Origin of the sequence: Sphingopyxis indica, from assembly GCF_900188185.1 — a bacterium.
GTDB lineage: Bacteria > Pseudomonadota > Alphaproteobacteria > Sphingomonadales > Sphingomonadaceae > Sphingopyxis > Sphingopyxis indica.
Map to the genome: position 1 here is coordinate 864,372 of NZ_FZPA01000001.1, position 17,860 is coordinate 882,231.

At 64.8% G+C, this 17,860-nt stretch carries 19 protein-coding genes; 1 reads left to right on the forward strand and 18 read right to left on the reverse strand.

All coding sequences use genetic code 11. The features are described 5' to 3' along the window. Positions 1 to 3 precede the first annotated feature (3 nt). The 15 genes from nuoL to CHB69_RS04135 form a co-directional block, all read right to left on the reverse strand. Positions 4 to 2,055: an NADH-quinone oxidoreductase subunit L gene (gene nuoL / locus CHB69_RS04075; protein WP_089214632.1), complete on the reverse strand. Its 2,052-nt coding sequence runs from the start codon at positions 2,053 to 2,055 to the stop codon at positions 4 to 6. Between the two features lie 114 nt (positions 2,056 to 2,169). Beyond that, complete coding sequence (gene nuoK / locus CHB69_RS04080; protein ID WP_089214633.1) at positions 2,170 to 2,475, reverse strand: NADH-quinone oxidoreductase subunit NuoK; 306 nt, start codon at positions 2,473 to 2,475, stop codon at positions 2,170 to 2,172. Then, positions 2,472 to 3,083 (reverse strand): NADH-quinone oxidoreductase subunit J, encoded by a 612-nt coding sequence (locus CHB69_RS04085; RefSeq protein WP_089214634.1) that lies wholly within the window; start codon positions 3,081 to 3,083, stop codon positions 2,472 to 2,474. Before CHB69_RS04085 ends, nuoK begins: the two co-directional genes overlap by 4 nt. Before the next feature lie 171 nt (positions 3,084 to 3,254). Continuing rightward, entirely contained in the window at positions 3,255 to 3,743 is a 489-nt protein-coding gene (gene nuoI / locus CHB69_RS04090) for an NADH-quinone oxidoreductase subunit NuoI (RefSeq protein ID WP_089214635.1), read from the reverse strand. After that, positions 3,740 to 4,783, reverse strand: a complete 1,044-nt coding sequence (nuoH, locus tag CHB69_RS04095) for an NADH-quinone oxidoreductase subunit NuoH (RefSeq protein ID WP_089214636.1) — start codon at positions 4,781 to 4,783, stop codon at positions 3,740 to 3,742. Before nuoH ends, nuoI begins: the two co-directional genes overlap by 4 nt. 155 nt (positions 4,784 to 4,938) lie before the next feature. Next, positions 4,939 to 6,951, reverse strand: a complete 2,013-nt coding sequence (gene nuoG, locus CHB69_RS04100; RefSeq protein ID WP_089214637.1) for an NADH-quinone oxidoreductase subunit NuoG — start codon at positions 6,949 to 6,951, stop codon at positions 4,939 to 4,941. Further along, positions 6,951 to 7,673, reverse strand: coding sequence for a hypothetical protein (locus CHB69_RS04105; protein WP_089214638.1), 723 nt, complete (start codon positions 7,671 to 7,673; stop codon positions 6,951 to 6,953). Before CHB69_RS04105 ends, nuoG begins: the two co-directional genes overlap by 1 nt. Beyond that, complete coding sequence (nuoF, locus tag CHB69_RS04110) at positions 7,670 to 8,959, reverse strand: NADH-quinone oxidoreductase subunit NuoF (RefSeq protein ID WP_089214639.1); 1,290 nt, start codon at positions 8,957 to 8,959, stop codon at positions 7,670 to 7,672. The genes CHB69_RS04105 and nuoF overlap by 4 nt, the downstream gene beginning before the upstream one ends. Beyond that, positions 8,959 to 9,120 (reverse strand): hypothetical protein, encoded by a 162-nt coding sequence (locus CHB69_RS20025; RefSeq protein ID WP_170935424.1) that lies wholly within the window; start codon positions 9,118 to 9,120, stop codon positions 8,959 to 8,961. Before CHB69_RS20025 ends, nuoF begins: the two co-directional genes overlap by 1 nt. A 157-nt stretch (positions 9,121 to 9,277) precedes the next feature. Next, positions 9,278 to 9,946 carry a complex I 24 kDa subunit family protein gene (locus CHB69_RS04115; protein WP_089214640.1) on the reverse strand — a complete coding sequence of 223 codons (669 nt, stop codon included), beginning with the start codon at positions 9,944 to 9,946 and terminating at the stop codon, positions 9,278 to 9,280. Further along, entirely contained in the window at positions 9,939 to 10,220 is a 282-nt protein-coding gene (locus CHB69_RS19600; RefSeq protein ID WP_141133905.1) for a hypothetical protein, read from the reverse strand. Before CHB69_RS19600 ends, CHB69_RS04115 begins: the two co-directional genes overlap by 8 nt. Continuing rightward, entirely contained in the window at positions 10,217 to 11,434 is a 1,218-nt protein-coding gene (locus CHB69_RS04120; protein WP_170935434.1) for an NADH-quinone oxidoreductase subunit D, read from the reverse strand. Before CHB69_RS04120 ends, CHB69_RS19600 begins: the two co-directional genes overlap by 4 nt. 35 nt (positions 11,435 to 11,469) lie before the next feature. Then, the gene (locus CHB69_RS04125; RefSeq protein WP_089214642.1) at positions 11,470 to 12,387 is read right to left on the reverse strand and encodes an NADH-quinone oxidoreductase subunit C; all 918 of its coding nucleotides are present in this window, start codon (positions 12,385 to 12,387) and stop codon (positions 11,470 to 11,472) included. Beyond that, positions 12,387 to 12,941: a NuoB/complex I 20 kDa subunit family protein gene (locus tag CHB69_RS04130; RefSeq protein ID WP_089214643.1), complete on the reverse strand. Its 555-nt coding sequence runs from the start codon at positions 12,939 to 12,941 to the stop codon at positions 12,387 to 12,389. Before CHB69_RS04130 ends, CHB69_RS04125 begins: the two co-directional genes overlap by 1 nt. After that, positions 12,938 to 13,312, reverse strand: a complete 375-nt coding sequence (locus CHB69_RS04135; RefSeq protein WP_089214644.1) for an NADH-quinone oxidoreductase subunit A — start codon at positions 13,310 to 13,312, stop codon at positions 12,938 to 12,940. Before CHB69_RS04135 ends, CHB69_RS04130 begins: the two co-directional genes overlap by 4 nt. 222 nt (positions 13,313 to 13,534) lie before the next feature. Between CHB69_RS04135 and CHB69_RS04140 the strand changes: the two genes are divergently transcribed. Continuing rightward, complete coding sequence (locus tag CHB69_RS04140; RefSeq protein ID WP_089214645.1) at positions 13,535 to 14,017, forward strand: YbjN domain-containing protein; 483 nt, start codon at positions 13,535 to 13,537, stop codon at positions 14,015 to 14,017. Between the two features lie 246 nt (positions 14,018 to 14,263). On the opposite strand, the gene CHB69_RS04145 is transcribed toward CHB69_RS04140, so the two are convergent. The 3 genes from CHB69_RS04145 to CHB69_RS04155 all read right to left on the reverse strand — a co-directional run bounded on the left by CHB69_RS04145 (position 14,264) and on the right by CHB69_RS04155 (position 17,839). After that, positions 14,264 to 15,082, reverse strand: coding sequence for an inositol monophosphatase family protein (locus tag CHB69_RS04145; protein ID WP_089214646.1), 819 nt, complete (start codon positions 15,080 to 15,082; stop codon positions 14,264 to 14,266). A 121-nt stretch (positions 15,083 to 15,203) separates the two neighbouring features. Beyond that, positions 15,204 to 15,767, reverse strand: coding sequence for an elongation factor P (gene efp, locus CHB69_RS04150; RefSeq protein ID WP_089214647.1), 564 nt, complete (start codon positions 15,765 to 15,767; stop codon positions 15,204 to 15,206). A gap of 107 nt (positions 15,768 to 15,874) precedes the next feature. Then, positions 15,875 to 17,839, reverse strand: a complete 1,965-nt coding sequence (locus CHB69_RS04155; RefSeq protein WP_089214648.1) for an OPT family oligopeptide transporter — start codon at positions 17,837 to 17,839, stop codon at positions 15,875 to 15,877. Between the last annotated feature and the right edge of the window lie 21 nt (positions 17,840 to 17,860).

Consider the following 17,860-nt stretch of genomic DNA (forward strand, 5'->3'; position numbering starts at 1 on the left):
CGCTCACAGGAATTTCACCATGGCCCAGCTGGCGAGGCCGACGAGCCCGAGCAGCATCACGAACGCATATCCATAAACATAACCCGATTGCAGCCGGACCGCGAGCCGCGTTCCCCCTTGAACGAGCGCCGCGGCGCCATCGGGGCCGAAACGGTCGATGGTGCCTTCGTCCCCGCGCTTCCAGAAGAAGCGCCCGATCGCAAAGGCGGGCTTCACGAACAGGACGTTATAAAGCTCGTCGAAATACCATTTGTTGAACAGGAATTTGTGCAGCAGCCCGAACTGCGCGACGAAGCGCGCCGGCAGCGTCGTGTCGCGGATATAGCTGTTCCACGCGATAAACAGGCCGGTCGCCATCACGACGAAGGGCATCAGCTTGATGAGCGTCGGCACCTCGTGCGCGGCGTGCATCAGATGTTCGTCGAACGCGATGCTGCCTTTCCAGAAAGCCATGCCCTCTTCGGGATAGATGAAGGGATGCGCAAAGAGGAAGCCGGCAAAGATCGCGCCGAGCGACAGCACGCCGAGCGGGATCAGCATCGAAAGCGGGCTTTCGTGCGGGTGATAGCCGCCCGTCCCTTCATGCGCATCGGCGGCATGGGCGTGCGCGACATCGTGCCCCGCATGTTCGTCGGCCGGATGGTCGTGGTGATCGCCATGCACTGCATGCTGGATATGCTCGCTCGCCGCCCAGCGCGGCTTGCCGAAGAAGGTCAGGAAGACGAGGCGCCACGAATAGAAGCTGGTGAGCAGCGCCGCAAAGACGCCCACCCAATAGGCGACCTGACCGCCCTCGCCCGCCGCGAACGCCGCCTCGAGGATGCCGTCCTTCGAATGGAAGCCCGCGAAACCGATCCCGGCGAGCGGGATGCCGACGCCGGTGATCGCCAGCGTCCCCGCGGTCATCGCCCAGAAGGTGAAGGGGATTTCTTTCCGCAAGGCCCCATAATAGCGCATGTCCTGCTCATGGTGCATTGCATGGATCACGCTGCCCGCGCCGAGGAACAGCAAAGCCTTGAAAAAGGCGTGCGTGAACAGGTGGAACATCGCCGCGCCATAGGCGCCGACGCCCGCGGCAAAGAACATGTAACCAAGCTGGCTACAGGTCGAATAGGCGATGACGCGCTTGATGTCCCACTGCGTCGTGCCGACCGTCGCGGCGAACAGGCAGGTCGCGGCGCCCACGAAGGTGACGACGCCGAGCGCGACGGGCGCGGTCTCGAACATCGGCGACAGGCGGCACACCATGAACACGCCCGCGGTGACCATCGTTGCGGCGTGGATCAGCGCCGACACCGGCGTCGGGCCCTCCATCGCGTCGGGAAGCCAGGTGTGGAGCCCAAGCTGCGCCGACTTGCCCATCGCGCCGATGAACAGCAGCAGGCACAGGATCGTCATGGTGTCGAGCCGCATGTCGAGGAAGGTGATCGTCGATCCCGCCATCCCCGGCGCCGCGGCCAGAATCTCGGGGATCGACACCGTGCCGAACACCAGGAAGGTCCCGAAAATGCCGAGCATGAAGCCCAGATCACCCACACGATTGACGACGAACGCCTTGATCGCCGCGGCATTGGCGCTCGGCTTCTTGTACCAGAAACCGATCAGCAGATACGACGCGAGACCGACGCCTTCCCAGCCGAAGAACATCTGGACGAGGTTGTTCGCGGTCACGAGCATCAGCATCGCAAAGGTGAACAGCGACAGATAGGCGAAAAAGCGCGGCTGGTCCGGGTCTTCCTCCATATAGCCCCAGCTATAGAGGTGGACGAGCGCCGACACCGTCGTGATCACGACGAGCATCACCGCGGTCAGCGTGTCGACGCGCAGCTCCCAGTCGAACTGGAGAGCGCCCGACGACACCCAGTGCAGCACCGGGGTCACGCTCGGCTCGGCGCTGCCGGCGACGAACGACAGGAAGATCGGCCAGCTCAGCGCACAGCTCGCGAACAGCGCGCCCGTCGTCAAGATTTTCGACGCGGTGGTGCCGATGACGCGCTGGCCAAGGCCTGCGATAAGCGCCGCGAGCAGCGGCAGGAATACGATGGCCTGGATCATGCGGAGGCTCCGTCGTCCCAGCGAAAGCTGGGACCGCTCACGGTCCGGCGCTGCGTTGCCAAGAGGGCGATCCCAGCTTTCGCTGGGACGACGAGGATGGTGTCGGTCACCGGCTTACCCCTTCATCCGGTTGGCATCGTCGACGGCAATCGTGCCGCGGCCGCGGAAATAGATAACGAGAATGGCGAGCCCGATCGCCGCTTCGCCGGCGGCAACGGTCAGCACGAACATCGCGAATACCTGTCCGACGAGGTCGTTCAGCGCGCCGCTGAACGCAACGAGGTTGATGTTCACCGACAGGAGGATCAGCTCGATCGCCATCAGGATGACGATGATATTCTTGCGGTTGATGAAGATGCCGAGCACGCCCAATGTGAACAGCACCGCCGAAACGGCGAGATAGTGGCCGATGCCGATCATAGCTCCATCCCCTGCCCGACGCCCGGATCGACGAGGCGCGTCGCGTCCTGCGGACGGCGGCGCACCTGATCGGCGATTTTCTGCGGCCGCACCCCGCCGCGGGTGCGGTGGGTGAGCACGATCGCGCCGATCATCGCGACGAGAAGGACGATGCCCGCCGCCTCGAACAGGAAGATATAGCGCGTATAGAGCAGCTCGCCGATCTGCTGGATATTGCTCTTGTCGGGGGTCGCCGGTGCGGCGCGCGCCGCCAGGTCGATCCCGCCCGCGCTCCACGCGCCGAGTGCGAACACCAGCTCGGCGGCAAGGATCACCGCGACGAGCGCGCCCAATGGCAGGTAGCGCACGAACCCGGCACGCAGCTCGGCGAAGTCGATGTCGAGCATCATCACGACGAACAGGAACAGCACCGCGACCGCGCCGACATAGACGATGATCAGCAGCATCGCGATGAACTCGGCGCCCGCGAGCAGCATCAGCCCCGCCGCGTTGAAGAAGGCGAGGATCAGCCACATGACGCTGTGGACCGGGTTGCGCGCGAAAATCACCATCGCGGCCGAGGCGATGACGATGGTGGCGAAGAGGTAGAAGGCGAAAAGCTGGATCATGCTTCGGTCCTCCCCACTTGTGGGGAGGTGGCAGCCGCGCAGCGGCTGACGGAGGGGGTTGGCCTCCATGCGCTACGCAGCGTGCGGGCGCGAGCCCCCTCCACCGCTTCGCGGTCCCCCTCCCCGCAAGCGGGGAGGATTTCGGTTGCTGAATCGATCATGCGCGCGCCCTTACCGATAGGGCGCGTCGGCGGCAAGATTGGCCGCAATCGCGCGCTCCCATTTGTCGCCATTGGCGAGCAGCTTGGCCTTGTCATAAAGCAGCTCCTCGCGCGTTTCGGTCGCGAATTCGAAGTTCGGCCCCTCGACGATCGCATCGACCGGGCAGGCTTCCTGACAGAAACCGCAATAGATGCACTTGGTCATGTCGATGTCGTAGCGCGTCGTGCGGCGCGATCCGTCCTCGCGCGGTTCGGCCTCGATCGTGATCGCCTGCGCGGGGCAGATCGCCTCGCACAGCTTGCACGCGATGCAGCGCTCCTCGCCGTTCGGATAGCGGCGCAGCGCATGTTCGCCGCGGAAACGGGGACTCAGCGGGTTCTTCTCGAACGGATAGTTGATCGTCGCCTTCGGCTTGAAGAAATATTTGAGCGTGAGGGCGTGCGCCTTCACGAACTCCCAGAGGGTGAAGCTTTTGACGAGATGGCCTACGTAACTCATGAATACCTCGTCAGCATCAGATAGCCGGAGATCAGGAACACCCAGATCAGCGAGATCGGCAGGAAGACCTTCCAGCCGAGACGCATCAGCTGGTCGTAGCGGTAGCGCGGGACGGTCGCCTTGACCCAGCTGAAGACGAAGAAGAAGAACAGGATCTTCGCGAACAGCCAGATGATGCCCGGAACGGCATAGAGCGGCGCCCAGTCGACCGGGGGCAGCCAGCCGCCCCAGAAGAGCACTGCGTTGAGCGTGCACATCAGCAGGACATTGGCATATTCGCCGAGCCAGAAGAGCGCGAAGCTCATCGACGAATATTCGGTCTGATACCCCGCGACGAGCTCGCTTTCGGCCTCTGTCAGGTCGAACGGCGCACGCGCGGTTTCGGCGAGGCTCGAGATCAGGAACATCACCGCCAGCGGAAAGAGCAGCAGGTTAAAGCCGAAGGCGTTGACGAAGCCCAGCCCGTGCCCCTGCTGCGCCTTGACGATTTCGTTCATGTTGAAGCTGTCGGCAAAGAGCACGACGCCGATCAGGATGAAACCGATCGAGACTTCGTAGGAAATCATCTGCGCCGACGCGCGCAGCGCCGAAAAGAAGGGATATTTCGAGTTCGACGACCAGCCCGACAGGATCACGCCATAGACGCCGAGCGACGAGATGGCGAGGATGTAGAGCAGCCCGACATTGATGTCGGCGAGCACCGCGCCCGAATTGAACGGGATCACCGCCCACGCCATCAGCGCGACGGTGAAGGTGATGATCGGCGCGATCAGGAACAGCCCGCGGTTTGCGCCCGACGGGATGATCGTTTCCTGGAGGAAAACCTTGAGGCCGTCGGCGAAACTCTGGAGCAGGCCGAAAGGCCCGACGACGTTCGGCCCGCGCCGCAGCGCCATCGCCGCCCAGATCTTGCGATCGGCATAGATGATCATCGCCACCGCGAGCATCAGCGGCAACGCGATGAGCAAGATGCCGCAGACGGTCGCGACGCCCCATGCCCAATCGTAGGACATGCCGAGGGATTGGAAAAATTCGGTCATTTCTTAAATCCTCCCCACTTGTGGGGAGGTGGCGGCCGCGCAGCGGCTGACGGAGGGGGTTGGCCTCCATGCGCTGCGTAGCGTGCGGGCGCGAACCCCCTCCACCGCTTCGCGGTCCCCCTCCCCGCAAGCGGGGAGGATTTGATTATGGCGCATCATTCCGCCGCCTCCGCAAGCTCGGCGCCATGCAGGATTTCGTCCGAGCAGCGCTGCATCGTCGGCGACGCGCGGCAGATGGCGTTGGTGAGGTAGAAGTCCTTGATCGGCAGGCCTATTTCGCGCGCCTCGGGCTTCGCGTCGAGCTTCGGCGGCGCCCAGCCGTAATCGACGAGCCCCTCGACGCCCAGCGCGGGCACCGCCGCGATCATCGCCGCGCGGCACTGGTCGAAGCTGTCGAAACCGACGCTGACGCCCAGCGCATCGGCGAGCGCGCGGAAGATGCTCCAGTCCTCGCGCGCGTCGCCCGGCGCGAACACCGCCTTCTCGCTGCGCTGGACGCGGCCCTCGGTGTTGACCGTGGTGAAATCCTTCTCCGTCCACGCCGCGGCGGGCAGGATGACGTCGGCGGCGTGCGCACCCTTGTCGCCATGATGGCCGACATAGACTTTGAAGCTGTCGGCGAAGGCCCCGAAATCGACCTCGTCGGCGCCGAGGAAAAAGGTAAGCTTCGGCTTTTTCGCGACAATATCCTTGATCCCGCCCGGCTGCGCATAGCCGAGCATCAGCGCGCCCATCCGCGCCGCCGAGAAATGGACGACGTTGAAGCCGTTCCATCCATCCTTGACCGCGTTCACCGACTTCGCCAGCGCCAGCCCCGCGCCATGGACGCCGGGCACCGCGAGCGCGCCGCCGCCGAATATCAGCATCGGCCGCTCGGCGCCCTTCAGCGCGTCGAGCGCCGCCTTGGGCAGCTTCGCGACGAGCGACGCGTCGTTGCCGAGCCATTCGGTCTTGTAGGTGAGGTCGACCTCCGGCCCGATCGCGAAGACCTTTGCGCCCTTCTTCCACACCGCCTTGCGGACGCGCGTGTTGATCAGCGGCGCTTCCCAGCGCAAATTCGTGCCGACGAGCAGGATCACGTCGGCATTTTCGGCCTCGGCGATCGTGGTATTGAAATTGACCGCCGACAGGCTGGTCACGTCATAGGCGAGCCCCGTCTGGCGCCCTTCGAGCAGGTCGGAGCCGAGCGCATTCACCAGCGCCTTCGCCGCGAACATCGTCTCGCAATCGGCCATATCGCCGGCGATCGCCGCGACCGACGACCCGGCGTTCACCGCCTTGATCGCGTCGAACGCCTCGCTCCACGTCGCTTCCTCGAGCTTGCCGTTCCGGCGCACATAGGGGCGGTCGAGGCGGCGGCGGATCAGGCCGTCGACATGGTGGCGCGTCTTGTCGCTCGCCCATTCCTCGTTCACATCATCGTTGACGCGCGGCAGCACGCGCAGCACCTGCCGCCCGCGGCTGTCGATGCGGACATTGGTGCCGACCGCGTCCATCATGTCGATGCCCAGCGTCTTGGTCAGCTCCCACGGGCGCGCTTCGAACGCATAGGGCTTCGACGTCAGCGCGCCGACCGGGCACAGGTCGACGACATTGCCCGACAGCTCGCTCTGGATCGCATGTTCCAGATAGGTGGTGATCTGCATATTTTCGCCGCGATAGATCGCGCCGATGTCTTCCACGCCGGCGACCTCCTCGGCAAAGCGGACGCAGCGCGTGCATTGGATGCAGCGCGTCATCACCGTCTTGACGATCGGCCCCATATATTTCTCGGTCACCGCGCGCTTGTTCTCGTCATAGCGCGATGCGCCGCGGCCATAGGCGACCGACTGGTCCTGCAGGTCGCACTCGCCGCCCTGGTCGCAGATCGGACAGTCGAGCGGATGGTTGATGAGCAGGAACTCCATCACCCCTTCACGCGCCTTCTTGACCATCGGGCTGTCGGTGCGGATCACCTGCCCCTCGGCGACCGGCAGCGCGCACGACGCCTGCGGCTTCGGCGGGCCGGGCGACACTTCGACCAGGCACATGCGGCAATTGCCGGCGATGCTCAGCCGCTCGTGATAGCAGAAACGCGGGATTTCCTTGCCCGCCATCTCGCACGCCTGCAACACGGTCGCGCCCTGCGGGACGCCGAGTTCCTGGCCGTCTACGGTAACTTTGGGCATTATTCGGAGATTCCCTTCGCGCCGCTCCCGTCGGCCGCCGTCGCCTGCGGCGCATAGGCACGGTGATAGAGCGCCTCGGCAAAGGCGGTCCGCAGCGCCAGCGCGTCGGCGCTCAATTCGATGCCATTTTGCAGGCATTTACCCATGGCTTCGCTCAAACCCGAAAAAGCGCCGCGCTCTTCCCGGCTTTGGGGCAGGGTTGCGAGCACCGCCATGATCCCGGCGGGATCGACATCGGCGACGCAGATCGCCATCTCGTCGACCGAAGGCGGGCGCCCCGTCAGCGCGGTCCACGGCCGTTCATAAACGGGTTGCAGCGGCAGCGGCGCCAGCGTCGCGGCGCGCTTGTCCTTCTTCAAAATACCCTCGGCCAGCATCCCGCGATAGCTCGCCTTGCTCATCGAAGCGCGCACCCCTTCGGCCCGGCTATCGACATAGACGTCGAGATAGCAGCTTTCCTCGTGCTCGAGCGCCTTGTACGCACGCATCGCCCGATCTTCGTTCGGCGCATCGAGGATGTCGCGAACCTGGTCGCCGTGCATATTCGCCTGACATTCGGCGAGGCGAAAGGCGGTTCGCGTCTCGTCGGTGTTCGAACTGGCCGACGGGGTCAGCCGGTTGCCGAGCCGCGAGCCGACCGGCGGCTCGAAAGCCGATGCCGCAGCTGCCGCGGCGAGCAGCATCGCTCCCGCTCCGAGCGTCCAGATTGCCTTGCTTCTCATTCGGCCGCCTCCATCACGCCGCCATTCTCCCGAATTCGCCGCTCGAGTTCGGGACGGAAATGACGGATCAACCCCTGAATCGGCCACGCCGCCGCGTCGCCCAATGCGCAGATGGTGTGGCCTTCGACCTGCTTGGTCACGTCGAACAAAGTGTCGATCTCGCTGATGTCGGCGTCGCCGGTGCGCAGCCGCTCCATCACGCGCCACATCCAGCCCGTTCCTTCGCGGCACGGGGTGCATTGGCCGCAGCTTTCATGCTTGTAGAAGTAACTGATGCGGCTGATCGCCTGGACGATGTCGGTCGACTTGTCCATCACGATCGCGGCGGCGGTGCCGAGGCCCGAACCCAGCGCTTTCAGCCCGTCGAAATCCATCGGCGCGTCCATGATCTCGGCCGCCGGAACCAGCGGCACCGACGATCCGCCGGGGATCACCGCGAGCAGATTGTCCCAGCCGCCGCGGATGCCGCCGCAATGCTTGTCGATCAGCTCGCGAAACGGGATGCTCATCGCTTCCTCGACCACGCAGGGCTTGTTCACATGGCCGCTGATCTGGAACAGCTTGGTGCCCTTGTTATTCTCGCGCCCGAAAGAGGCGAACCACGGCGCGCCGCGGCGCAGGATCGTCGGGACGACCGCGATGCTCTCGACATTGTTCACCGTCGTCGGGCAACCGTAAAGGCCCGCGCCCGCCGGGAACGGGGGTTTCAGGCGCGGCTGGCCCTTCTTGCCCTCGAGGCTTTCGATCATCGCGGTTTCTTCGCCGCAGATGTACGCCCCGGCGCCGCGGTGGACGAAGACGTCGAAGTCGTAACCCGATTTGGCCGCATTCTTGCCGAGCAGGCCGGCGTCATAGGCCTCCTGCACCGCCGCGAACAAGGTCTCGGCCTCGCGGATGAACTCGCCGCGGATATAGATATAGGCGGCGCGCGCGCGCATCGCGAAGCCCGCGATCAGCGCGCCTTCGATCAGCTTGTGCGGATCGTGACGGATGATCTCGCGATCCTTGCACGATCCGGGTTCGGATTCGTCGGCATTGATGACCAGAAAGCTCGGGCGGTCGGCGCGCGGCTCCTTCGGCATGAAGGACCATTTGAGGCCGGTCGGAAAGCCCGCGCCGCCGCGGCCGCGCAGCCCCGACGCCTTGACCTCTTCGATGATCGCGTCCTGCCCGCGCGCCATCAGATCCTTGGTGTTGTCCCAATCGCCACGCGCCTGCGCAGCCTTCAAATTCCAAGGCTGGAAGCCGTAGACGTTGGTGAAAATGCGGTCCTTGTCGGCGAGCATCAGCGTGTCCCACCCTTGTTCTGGATCATCTTGTAGGCGACATAGCCGAGCGCGAGGATCAGCAGCGGCCCGATCAGCGCAAAGGTCACGCGCAGCACGAGGCCGAGCACGACGAGCGCGCCGATGATCGCGAGGATCGTGACGACGTCCTTCTGGGTCATGCCAAATCCTCCCCATATATGGGGAGGTGGCAGCCGCGCAGCGGCTGACGGAGGGGGTTCACGCCCTTACGCAGCGTGGCGGCGGGCCGCAGCCCCCCTCCACCATGCTTCGCATGGTCCCCCTCCCCGCGAGCGGGGAGGATTTCGAGCGCGCGCATCACCATTCGCTCCTGTAATCATGGTTCGCGTCGACCATGGCCTTCAGCGTTGTCGGGCCGCCCTCGGGCTCGCTCATGTGGCGCTGCGGGTTCTGCGTCCCGGTCTTGGGCTGCTTGCCCGCCGCAAGGTCGTCGAGGATGCGCGACATGCTGTCGAAATCGAGGTCTTCGTAATTATCGTCGTTGATCTGGACCATCGGCGCGTTGGCGCAATTGCCCATGCACTCGACCTCGCTCAAGGTGAACAGCCCGTCGGGGGTCGTCTTGCCCTTCACCATGCTGCGATTCTTGCACGCCGCCATCACATCGTCCGACCCGCGCAGCAGGCACGGCGTCGTCCCGCACACCTGCACATGATAGCGGCCGACCGGCGCCAGATTGTACATGGTATAGAAGGTCGCGACCTCATAGGCGCGGATGAAGGGCATATCGAGCTCGGCCGCGACATATTCGATCACCGGCACGGGCAGCCAGCCCTGCGTCTGCGTCTCCGCTCCGACCTGCCGCTGCGCGAGATCGAGCAGCGGCATCACCGCCGACCGCTGACGTCCCGCGGGATAGCGCGCGATCACCGCCTTCGCCTTTTCGGCATTCTCGGGAGTCCACGCAAAAGCGCCCCAGCGCGCGCGGACTTCGGCCTCGTCGGGGATTTGGGGTGCGTCAGCCATTATTCTTTTCCAAAAGCTCAGAAGCGCCCAAAGCTCTGATCTGTTTGAACTCCTGCCAGCGAAAATGGGCAGACCGCCACATTCCGAGACATATCCACAGCCCAGCAAATGCAATCATCGACCAAAGATAGATGGGGTTTGCATCGCTTGGCCTTCCAACGAACAAAGCCCAAAGCAGCAAAGGGATCATCCCAACGCAGAAAGTAACTACCGGCGTTCCCGCCCAGCGAGACACGTCTCGATCAACAAATTCGAGGAGAGCATTGAAACTCACCGGTCACACTCCCCGAACACGACGTCGATCGCGCCGATGATCGCGGTCGTATCCGCGAGCATGTGGCCCTTGCACATGAAATCCATCGCCTGGAGGTGGCTGAACGCCGTCGGGCGGATCTTGCAGCGGTACGGTTTGTTGCTGCCGTCGCTAACCAGATAGACGCCGAACTCGCCTTTCGGGCTCTCAGTCGCGACGTAAACCTCGCCCGCGGGGACGTGGAAGCCCTCGGTATAGAGCTTGAAATGATGGATCAGCGATTCCATCGACTGCTTCATCTCGCCGCGCTTCGGCGGGACGACCTTGCGGTCGAGGCTCGCGATCGGGCCGCTCGGCATATCGCGCAGGCACTGTTTGATGATGCGCGCCGACTGATAGACTTCCTGCACGCGCACCATGAAGCGGTCGTAGCAGTCGCCGCGCGTGCCGACCGGAATGTCGAACTCCATCGCGGCATAGGCGTCATAGGGCTGCGACTTGCGCAAATCCCACGCGATGCCGCTGCCGCGGATCATCGGACCGGAAAAGCCCCACGCCAGCGCATCTTCCTTGCTCACCGTCGCGATGTCGACGTTGCGCTGCTTGAAGATACGGTTGTCGATCACCAGGCTCATCGCGTCGCCGAACAGTTCGGGCAGGCGCTTTTCGACCCACTCGCCGATATCGACGAGCAGCTTTTCGGGCACGTCCTGATGGACGCCGCCGGGACGGAACCAGGCATGGTGCATTCGCGCGCCCGACATGCGCTCGAAGAAGTTGAGGCAATCCTCGCGCAGCTCGAACACCCACAGGTTCGGGGTCATCGCGCCGACGTCCATGACGTGCGACCCGATGTTGAGCATATGGTTGCAGATGCGCGTCAGTTCGGCGAACAGCGTGCGCAGATATTGCGCGCGCGCCGGCACCTCGAGGTCGAGCAATTTCTCGATCGCGAGGACATAGCTGTGCTCCATGCCGAGCGGCGAGCAATAGTCGAGCCGGTCGAAATAGGGCAAGGCCTGTAAATAGGTCTTGTATTCGATCAGCTTTTCGGTGCCACGATGGAGCAGGCCGACGTGCGGATCGACGCGCTCGATGATCTCGCCGTCGAGCTCCATCACCATGCGCAGCACGCCGTGCGCCGCCGGGTGCTGCGGGCCGAAGTTGATCGTGTAATTGGTGACGACCTGATCGCCCGCGGTGTCGGCGGTGTCGACCGGATAGCCTTCGAACATGTCGCTGCCGTGGTGCTTGACCTGAGGAGAGTCGGTCATGCGTCACCTCCTGCCTTGGGCTTGCGCGGCGCCTTCGCCTTGGCGGGCGCTTTCGCCTTGGGCGTCGAAGCGCCCTTCGCCTTCGCCGACGGCTTCGATTCCGCCGCGGCCTCGGGCTTCGCCTGCTTGCCGTCGCGGCTCTTCTTCGTCGCTTCCTTGTCGGCGGTCTTGCCCGCGCCGGTCTGCGCCGGGCTTTCGGTCGTCTTCGGGGTCGGCGGCGGCGCCGCCTTTGCCTCGTCGGCCTTCTTCACCTCTTGCGCGGTCATCGGGCTCGGCGCGCCTTTGCCCGGCGCCTCGCCGGTCCCGCCGGCCTTTTCGTCGCCCGGCAGGATATAGTCGGCGCCTTCCCACGGCGACATGAAGTCGAAATTGCGGAAATCCTGCGCCAGCCGCACCGGCTCGTACACGACGCGCTTGTCCTCTTCGCTATACCGCAGCTCGGTATAGCCGGTCAGCGGGAAGTCCTTGCGCTGCGGAAAGCCCTGAAAGCCATAGTCGGTCAGGATGCGGCGCAGGTCGGGATTGCCCGCGAACAGCACGCCATACATGTCGAACACCTCGCGCTCGAGCCAGCCGGCGTTCGGCCACACCGGCACGATCGTCGGCACCGGCGTCGCTTCGTCGGTCGACACGCGCACGCGCAGGCGGTGGTTCTTCGTGACGCTGAGCAGGTGATAGACGACTTCGAAGCGCTCGGGCCGGTTCGGATAGTCGACCCCGGCGATTTCCATCAGCTGCTGATAATCGAGATTGTCGCGAAGGCTGATCATCACCCCCGCGACCGCCTCGCGGCGCACCGTGATGCTGTCCTCGCCGACCGCGAAGACATGCGCGAGCATGTCCTGGCCGAGCGCCTTGGCGAGCGCGTCGGCAAGGCCGTCGCGCGGGGCGATGAGGGGAGCGGGACTGGCCATCAGCGTTCGATCGTCCCGACGCGGCGGATTTTCCGCTGCAATTGCATCACGCCATAGAGCAGGGCCTCGGCGGTCGGCGGGCAGCCGGGAACATAGATGTCGACCGGCACGATGCGGTCGCAGCCGCGCACCACCGAATAGCTGTAATGATAATAGCCGCCGCCATTGGCGCAGCTGCCCATCGAAATCACATATTTGGGATTCGACATCTGGTCATAGACGCGGCGCAGCGCGGGCGCCATCTTGTTGCACAGCGTCCCCGCGACGATCATCACGTCCGACTGGCGCGGGCTGGCGCGCGGCGCGACGCCGAACCGCTCCATGTCGTATCGCGGCATGTTGACGTGGATCATCTCGACCGCGCAGCAGGCGAGCCCGAAGGTCATCCACCACAGCGAGCCGGTGCGCGCCCAGTTGAACAGATCCTCGGTCGAGGTGACGAGGAAGCCCTTGTCGCCGACTTCGGCGTTCAGATCGTCGAAAAAGCCCTGCTCCGGGGCCGTGCCCGGAGCGACCGGCATCGTGCCGGGGGTCAGGATGGTGGTGCTGCTCATTCCCAATCCAGCGCCCCTTTCTTCCACGCATAGACAAGGCCGAGCGCCAGCTCGGCCAGAAACACCATCATCGTCGCCCAGCCGGCCCAGCCGATTTCCTCCAGGCTTACCGCCCAGGGAAAGAGGAAGGCGGCTTCGAGGTCGAAGATGATGAACAAAATGGCGACGAGGTAGAATCGCACGTCGAACTGGCTGCGGGCGTCTTCAAATGCGGGAAAACCGCATTCATATTCGGAAAGCTTCGCCGGGTCGGGCTGGTGCGCGCCGGTCAGGCGGGCGACGCCCATCGGCAGGAACACGAACGCGGCCGACAATCCGAGCGCGATGGCCAGGAATATGAGAATCGGCAGATATTGAGTCAGATCGACCATGGGAGCTCGCAGTCTGTTCGTATCTGGGTGTCTGCGCACCCGTTATGCGGGGCGCTTTAGGCCAGCCGGCCGCGCCTCGCAAGCGCTGCGGGCAGGAAATTGTCGCGAGGCGGCGGCAAATAGGCAAAGCCGGCTGGCGATACCCCCGATCACTGTGTTAGGCCCATGAAAACGGGGTCGATATTCCGGGCAGCCAGCGCCCGACGGATATGGGGAGCCACTATGCCACATTTCATGCTTCACACCGCCCTTGCAACGGGCGCGGCGCTCGCCTTGGCCGCCGCTCCGGCGAGCGCGCAACTCGTCAGCGCCAGCGATCCCCAAGCGATCAAGGCGATCGTCGAGTCGCACGGCTGGCCCGCAACGCTGGTCCAGAAGGACGGCGAAGACCCCTATATCGAAAGCAACCGCAACGGGCTGAAATTCCTCGTGCTGTTCATGAACTGCACCGAAGGAAAGAATTGCCGGACGCTGCAATATTATATGGGCTTCAGCGACGCCAAGGACACGCCGCTCGAAAAGCTCAACCAGTGGAACCGCGAAAAACGCTTCGCCCGCGCCTATCGCGACGAAGCCGGCGACCCGGTGCTCGAAATGGACATCGACGTCGATTTCGCGGGCATTCCCAAGGAAAATATCAGCGAAACGTTCAACACCTGGGCGTCGCTGATGGACGCCTATCACGAATATTTGTTCGAAAGCTGAGGTGGCGGCCGGCGACGGCTTTGGGGTGGGAAGCGGACGGTCCTCCCCCTTGGGGGAGGGGGAGCATGCGAAGCATGGCGGAGGAGCACCCTCGGTTTACGCTGCGTTCAAAGAGGGAAAGGCAAACCGCCTGTGCCCCTCCACCACCCTTCGGCCTCGCGGGAAGCAACGCGCCCCGCGCGTTCCTTTATCCCGCTCGCTCCCCCTCCCCGGCACGGGGAGGATCATTTGGCAGTTCCCCGCCCCTCAGGCGTTGCGCAGCGCGCCGGCAACCAGCTTTTGCAGCTTCGAATGCACCGCGCTGCTGCCAGCGATATATTCGCTGCGCTCGATCGCGCGCTCGCCGCCGCGGAAATCGCTGACGAAACCGCCCGCCTCGCGCACCAGCAACATGCCCGCCGCGACGTCCCAGATCTTGAGGTCGCTTTCCCAGAAGCCGTCGAAACGCCCCGCCGCGACCCATGCGAGGTCCAGGCTCGCGGCGCCGAAGCGGCGGATGCCGGCGACGTCGGGCGCGACCGCGCCGAAGATGCGGCTCCACTGCGCCATGTCGCCGTGGCCCATGAAGGGGATGCCCGTCGCGATCAGGCATTCGTGCAGGCTGCGCCGCGACGAAACGCGCAGGCGCCGGTCGTGCAGCCACGCGCCGCGGCCGCGCTCGGCCCAATAGCTTTCGTCGGTCACGGGCTGATAGACGAGCGCCGCGGTGATGTCGCCCCAGCCGCCGCCGAGCTTCGGCTCCTGCACCGCGATCGAGATCGCGAACTGCGGGATCGCGTGGAGGAAGTTCGAGGTGCCGTCGAGCGGGTCGATGATGAAGCGCGGCTTGCCGGGCTCGCCCTCGATCTCACCCGCCTCTTCCATCAGGAAACCCCAGCCGGGGCGCGCATGGGTCAGTTCGTCGTAAAGCGTGCGCTCGGCGGCCTGATCGGCCTTCGATACGAAATCCGCCGGACCCTTTTGCGACACCTGCAGATGCTCGACCTCGCCGAAGTCGCGGCGCAGCTTGGACCCCGCCTTGCGCGCGGCGCGTTCCATGACGGTGATGATGCCGGATACGGCCATAATATCTACTCCCCCCTCCCGCTTGCGGGAGGGGTCGGGGGAGGGAATGTTTCCTTCGGGAAGAACCTGTCCCTCGACAGGCCCTCCCCCAACCCCTCCCGCAAGCGGGAGGGGGACTCAATCAATCCGCGCGCCGCACATATTCGCGGTCATAGACATTGACCACGATGCGCGTGCCGCTGGTGATGTGCGGCGGCACCATCACGCGCACGCCATTGTCGAGGATCGCGGGCTTGTACGACGAAGACGCCGTCTGGCCCTTCACCACCGCGTCGGCCTCGACGATCGTCGCTTCGATCTGTTCGGGCAGTTCGACCGAGATCGGGCGCTCTTCCCACAGTTCGAGAACGACTTCCATGCCGTCCTGCAGGAATTCATGCGCGTCGCCGACGACCTCCTTGGAGATGTTGATCTGTTCGAAACTGTCCTTGTCCATGAAGACCAGGTCGTCGCCCTCGGCATAGAGGAACTGGAAATCCTTGGTGTCGAGGCGGACCTTTTCGACCGTGTCGGCGCTGCGGAAACGGTTATTGAGCTTGCGCCCGTCGATCAGATTCTTGGCCTCGACCTGCATATAGGCCCCGCCCTTGCCCGGCTGGGTGTGCTGAATCTTGGTAACCTTCCAGATACCGCCTTCATATTCGATAATATTGCCGGGACGGATTTCAACGCCGGAGATTTTCATCGCGCACACTCGCTTCGAACAGGATGGAAAGAGCCGCCGGCACGCGCCCGCGCGCACCGGTCACAGGAGCGCGCCCTTAGCCGGACGCGCGGCGAAGGGCAAGCGGCTTAGGGCGCCTTGTCGGCCATCGCGCGCGTGCGGCGATAGCTCAGCGCAATCGCCGCGACGAACAGCAGCAGGCCGATCAGGATCGCGGGGGTCTCGAACGCCTCGCCCACCACCGCCAGCGGCGCATCGCTGCCCGACCCCGCGACGATTCCCGCGAACAGCACCCCGAACAGGCTCTCGCCGACGATGAAGCCGGTCGCCAGCAGCACCCCCATGCGCGTGTAAAATTCGGGCTTGCGGCTCCGCGCCGCGCGCTTTTCCCACAGATGGCCGACAAAGGCGCCGATCGGGATCAGGATCGTCAGCGACATCGGCAGATAGATGCCCATGCCGACGCCGAGCGGCGGCAGGCGCATCCTGCCCATGCGGCCGAGGATTTCGTCGAGCGCGACCACCCCGACGCCGATCAGCGCGCCATAGCCGATCAGGTCCCAGCGCAAGTCGCCGCCGAGCACGCCCTTCGCGAGCGCGCTGATCAGCGCCGCCTGCGGCGCGGGCAGCGCATTGGCCCCTGCCCCCGCCGCCCCCGCGAAGCCGAACGCCTGGTTGAGCAGGTCGAGCACTGGCGGGATGATCAGCGAGCCGAAACCGACGCCGATCACGAGCGCGAACTGCTGCTTCCACGGCGTCGCGCCGACGAGCTGGCCGGTCTTCAGGTCCTGGAGATTGTCGTTCGAGATCGTCGCGACCGAAAAGACGATTGCCGTGGTGAACAGCGCATAGGCGACGAGCGCCGCCGTATCGGCTTCGCTATGGTCGCGCCCAAAGAAGAAGAGCAGCATCAGCGAGGCGGCGATCACCGCGAGGATGCCGACCCCCGAAACCGGGCTGTTCGACGCGCCGATCAGTCCCGCCATATAGCCCGTGACCGCCGCGATGATCGCGCCGATGAACAGCACGAACAGCAGGGTGGCGAAAATGACTCCCGCGGGGCTCGCCGCGATCGGCCCGCCCTGCGCGAAGAACCAGAGCAGCCCCGCGATGGGGATCAGCGAGCCGAGGATCGTGCCGGCGACGACGCCGAACGACAGGTCGCGCTCGCCGATCGCGACGACCTCGCCCTTGCCGCGCGCACGCGATGAGGCGATCGAGCCCTGAATGCCGCGCACGATCGGGCCGATGATCTTGAGCAGCGTCCACAGCGCCGCGACGCCGATCGTTCCCGCGCCGATGAAGCGCACTTCCTGCGAAAAGACCGCTCCGACCGCATCGTCGACCGATCCTGCGACGCCATGCGCCGCTGTCAGCAGCGGCATCAGCCCGCCCCAGGCGATGATCATGCCCGTCAGCATCGCGAGCCCGACCGACAGGCCGACGAGATGACCGACCCCGATCAGCGCGAGCGACAGGCTGGCGCTCACCCCGCTCGCGCCCGCGCCGAGCTTGAAATTCCTGCCGACCTCGGTTGCCGCGAGCTTCATCGCGCCGAGCAGCGCAAAGCCCGCGCTGACCAGCGAGCCGAGGACGATCGTGCGCAGCCCCGCCTGATTCTCCTCGGCGCCGTCGCCGGCGCGCGAGCCGACCTTCAGCACCTCGGCGGCCGCGACGCCTTCGGGATAGGGCAGGTCCGACCCCGCGACGAGCGCGCGGCGCAGCGGCACCGAGAACATCACGCCCAAGGTGCCGCCGATGAAGCACACCGCCGCAGTGATCCAATAGGGAAAGCCCTGCCACCAACCGACGATAACCAGCCCCGGGAGCACGAAAATAATCGCCGCGAGCGTCCCCGCCGCGCTGGCGATCGTCTGGACGATGTTATTTTCGAGGATCGTCGCGCCCGAAAAGAAACGCAAGATCGCCATCGAGATCACCGCGGCGGGGATCGAGGTCGCAAAGGTCAGCCCGACCTTCAGCCCCAGATAGACGTTGGCTGCGGTGAACAGCAAAGTGATCAGCCCGCCGAGGATGATGCCCCGGATCGTCAGTTCGCGAAGCCCGGCGGCCCGCTGGTCGGCACTTGTCATAAAATTACTCCCCGGAGTCCT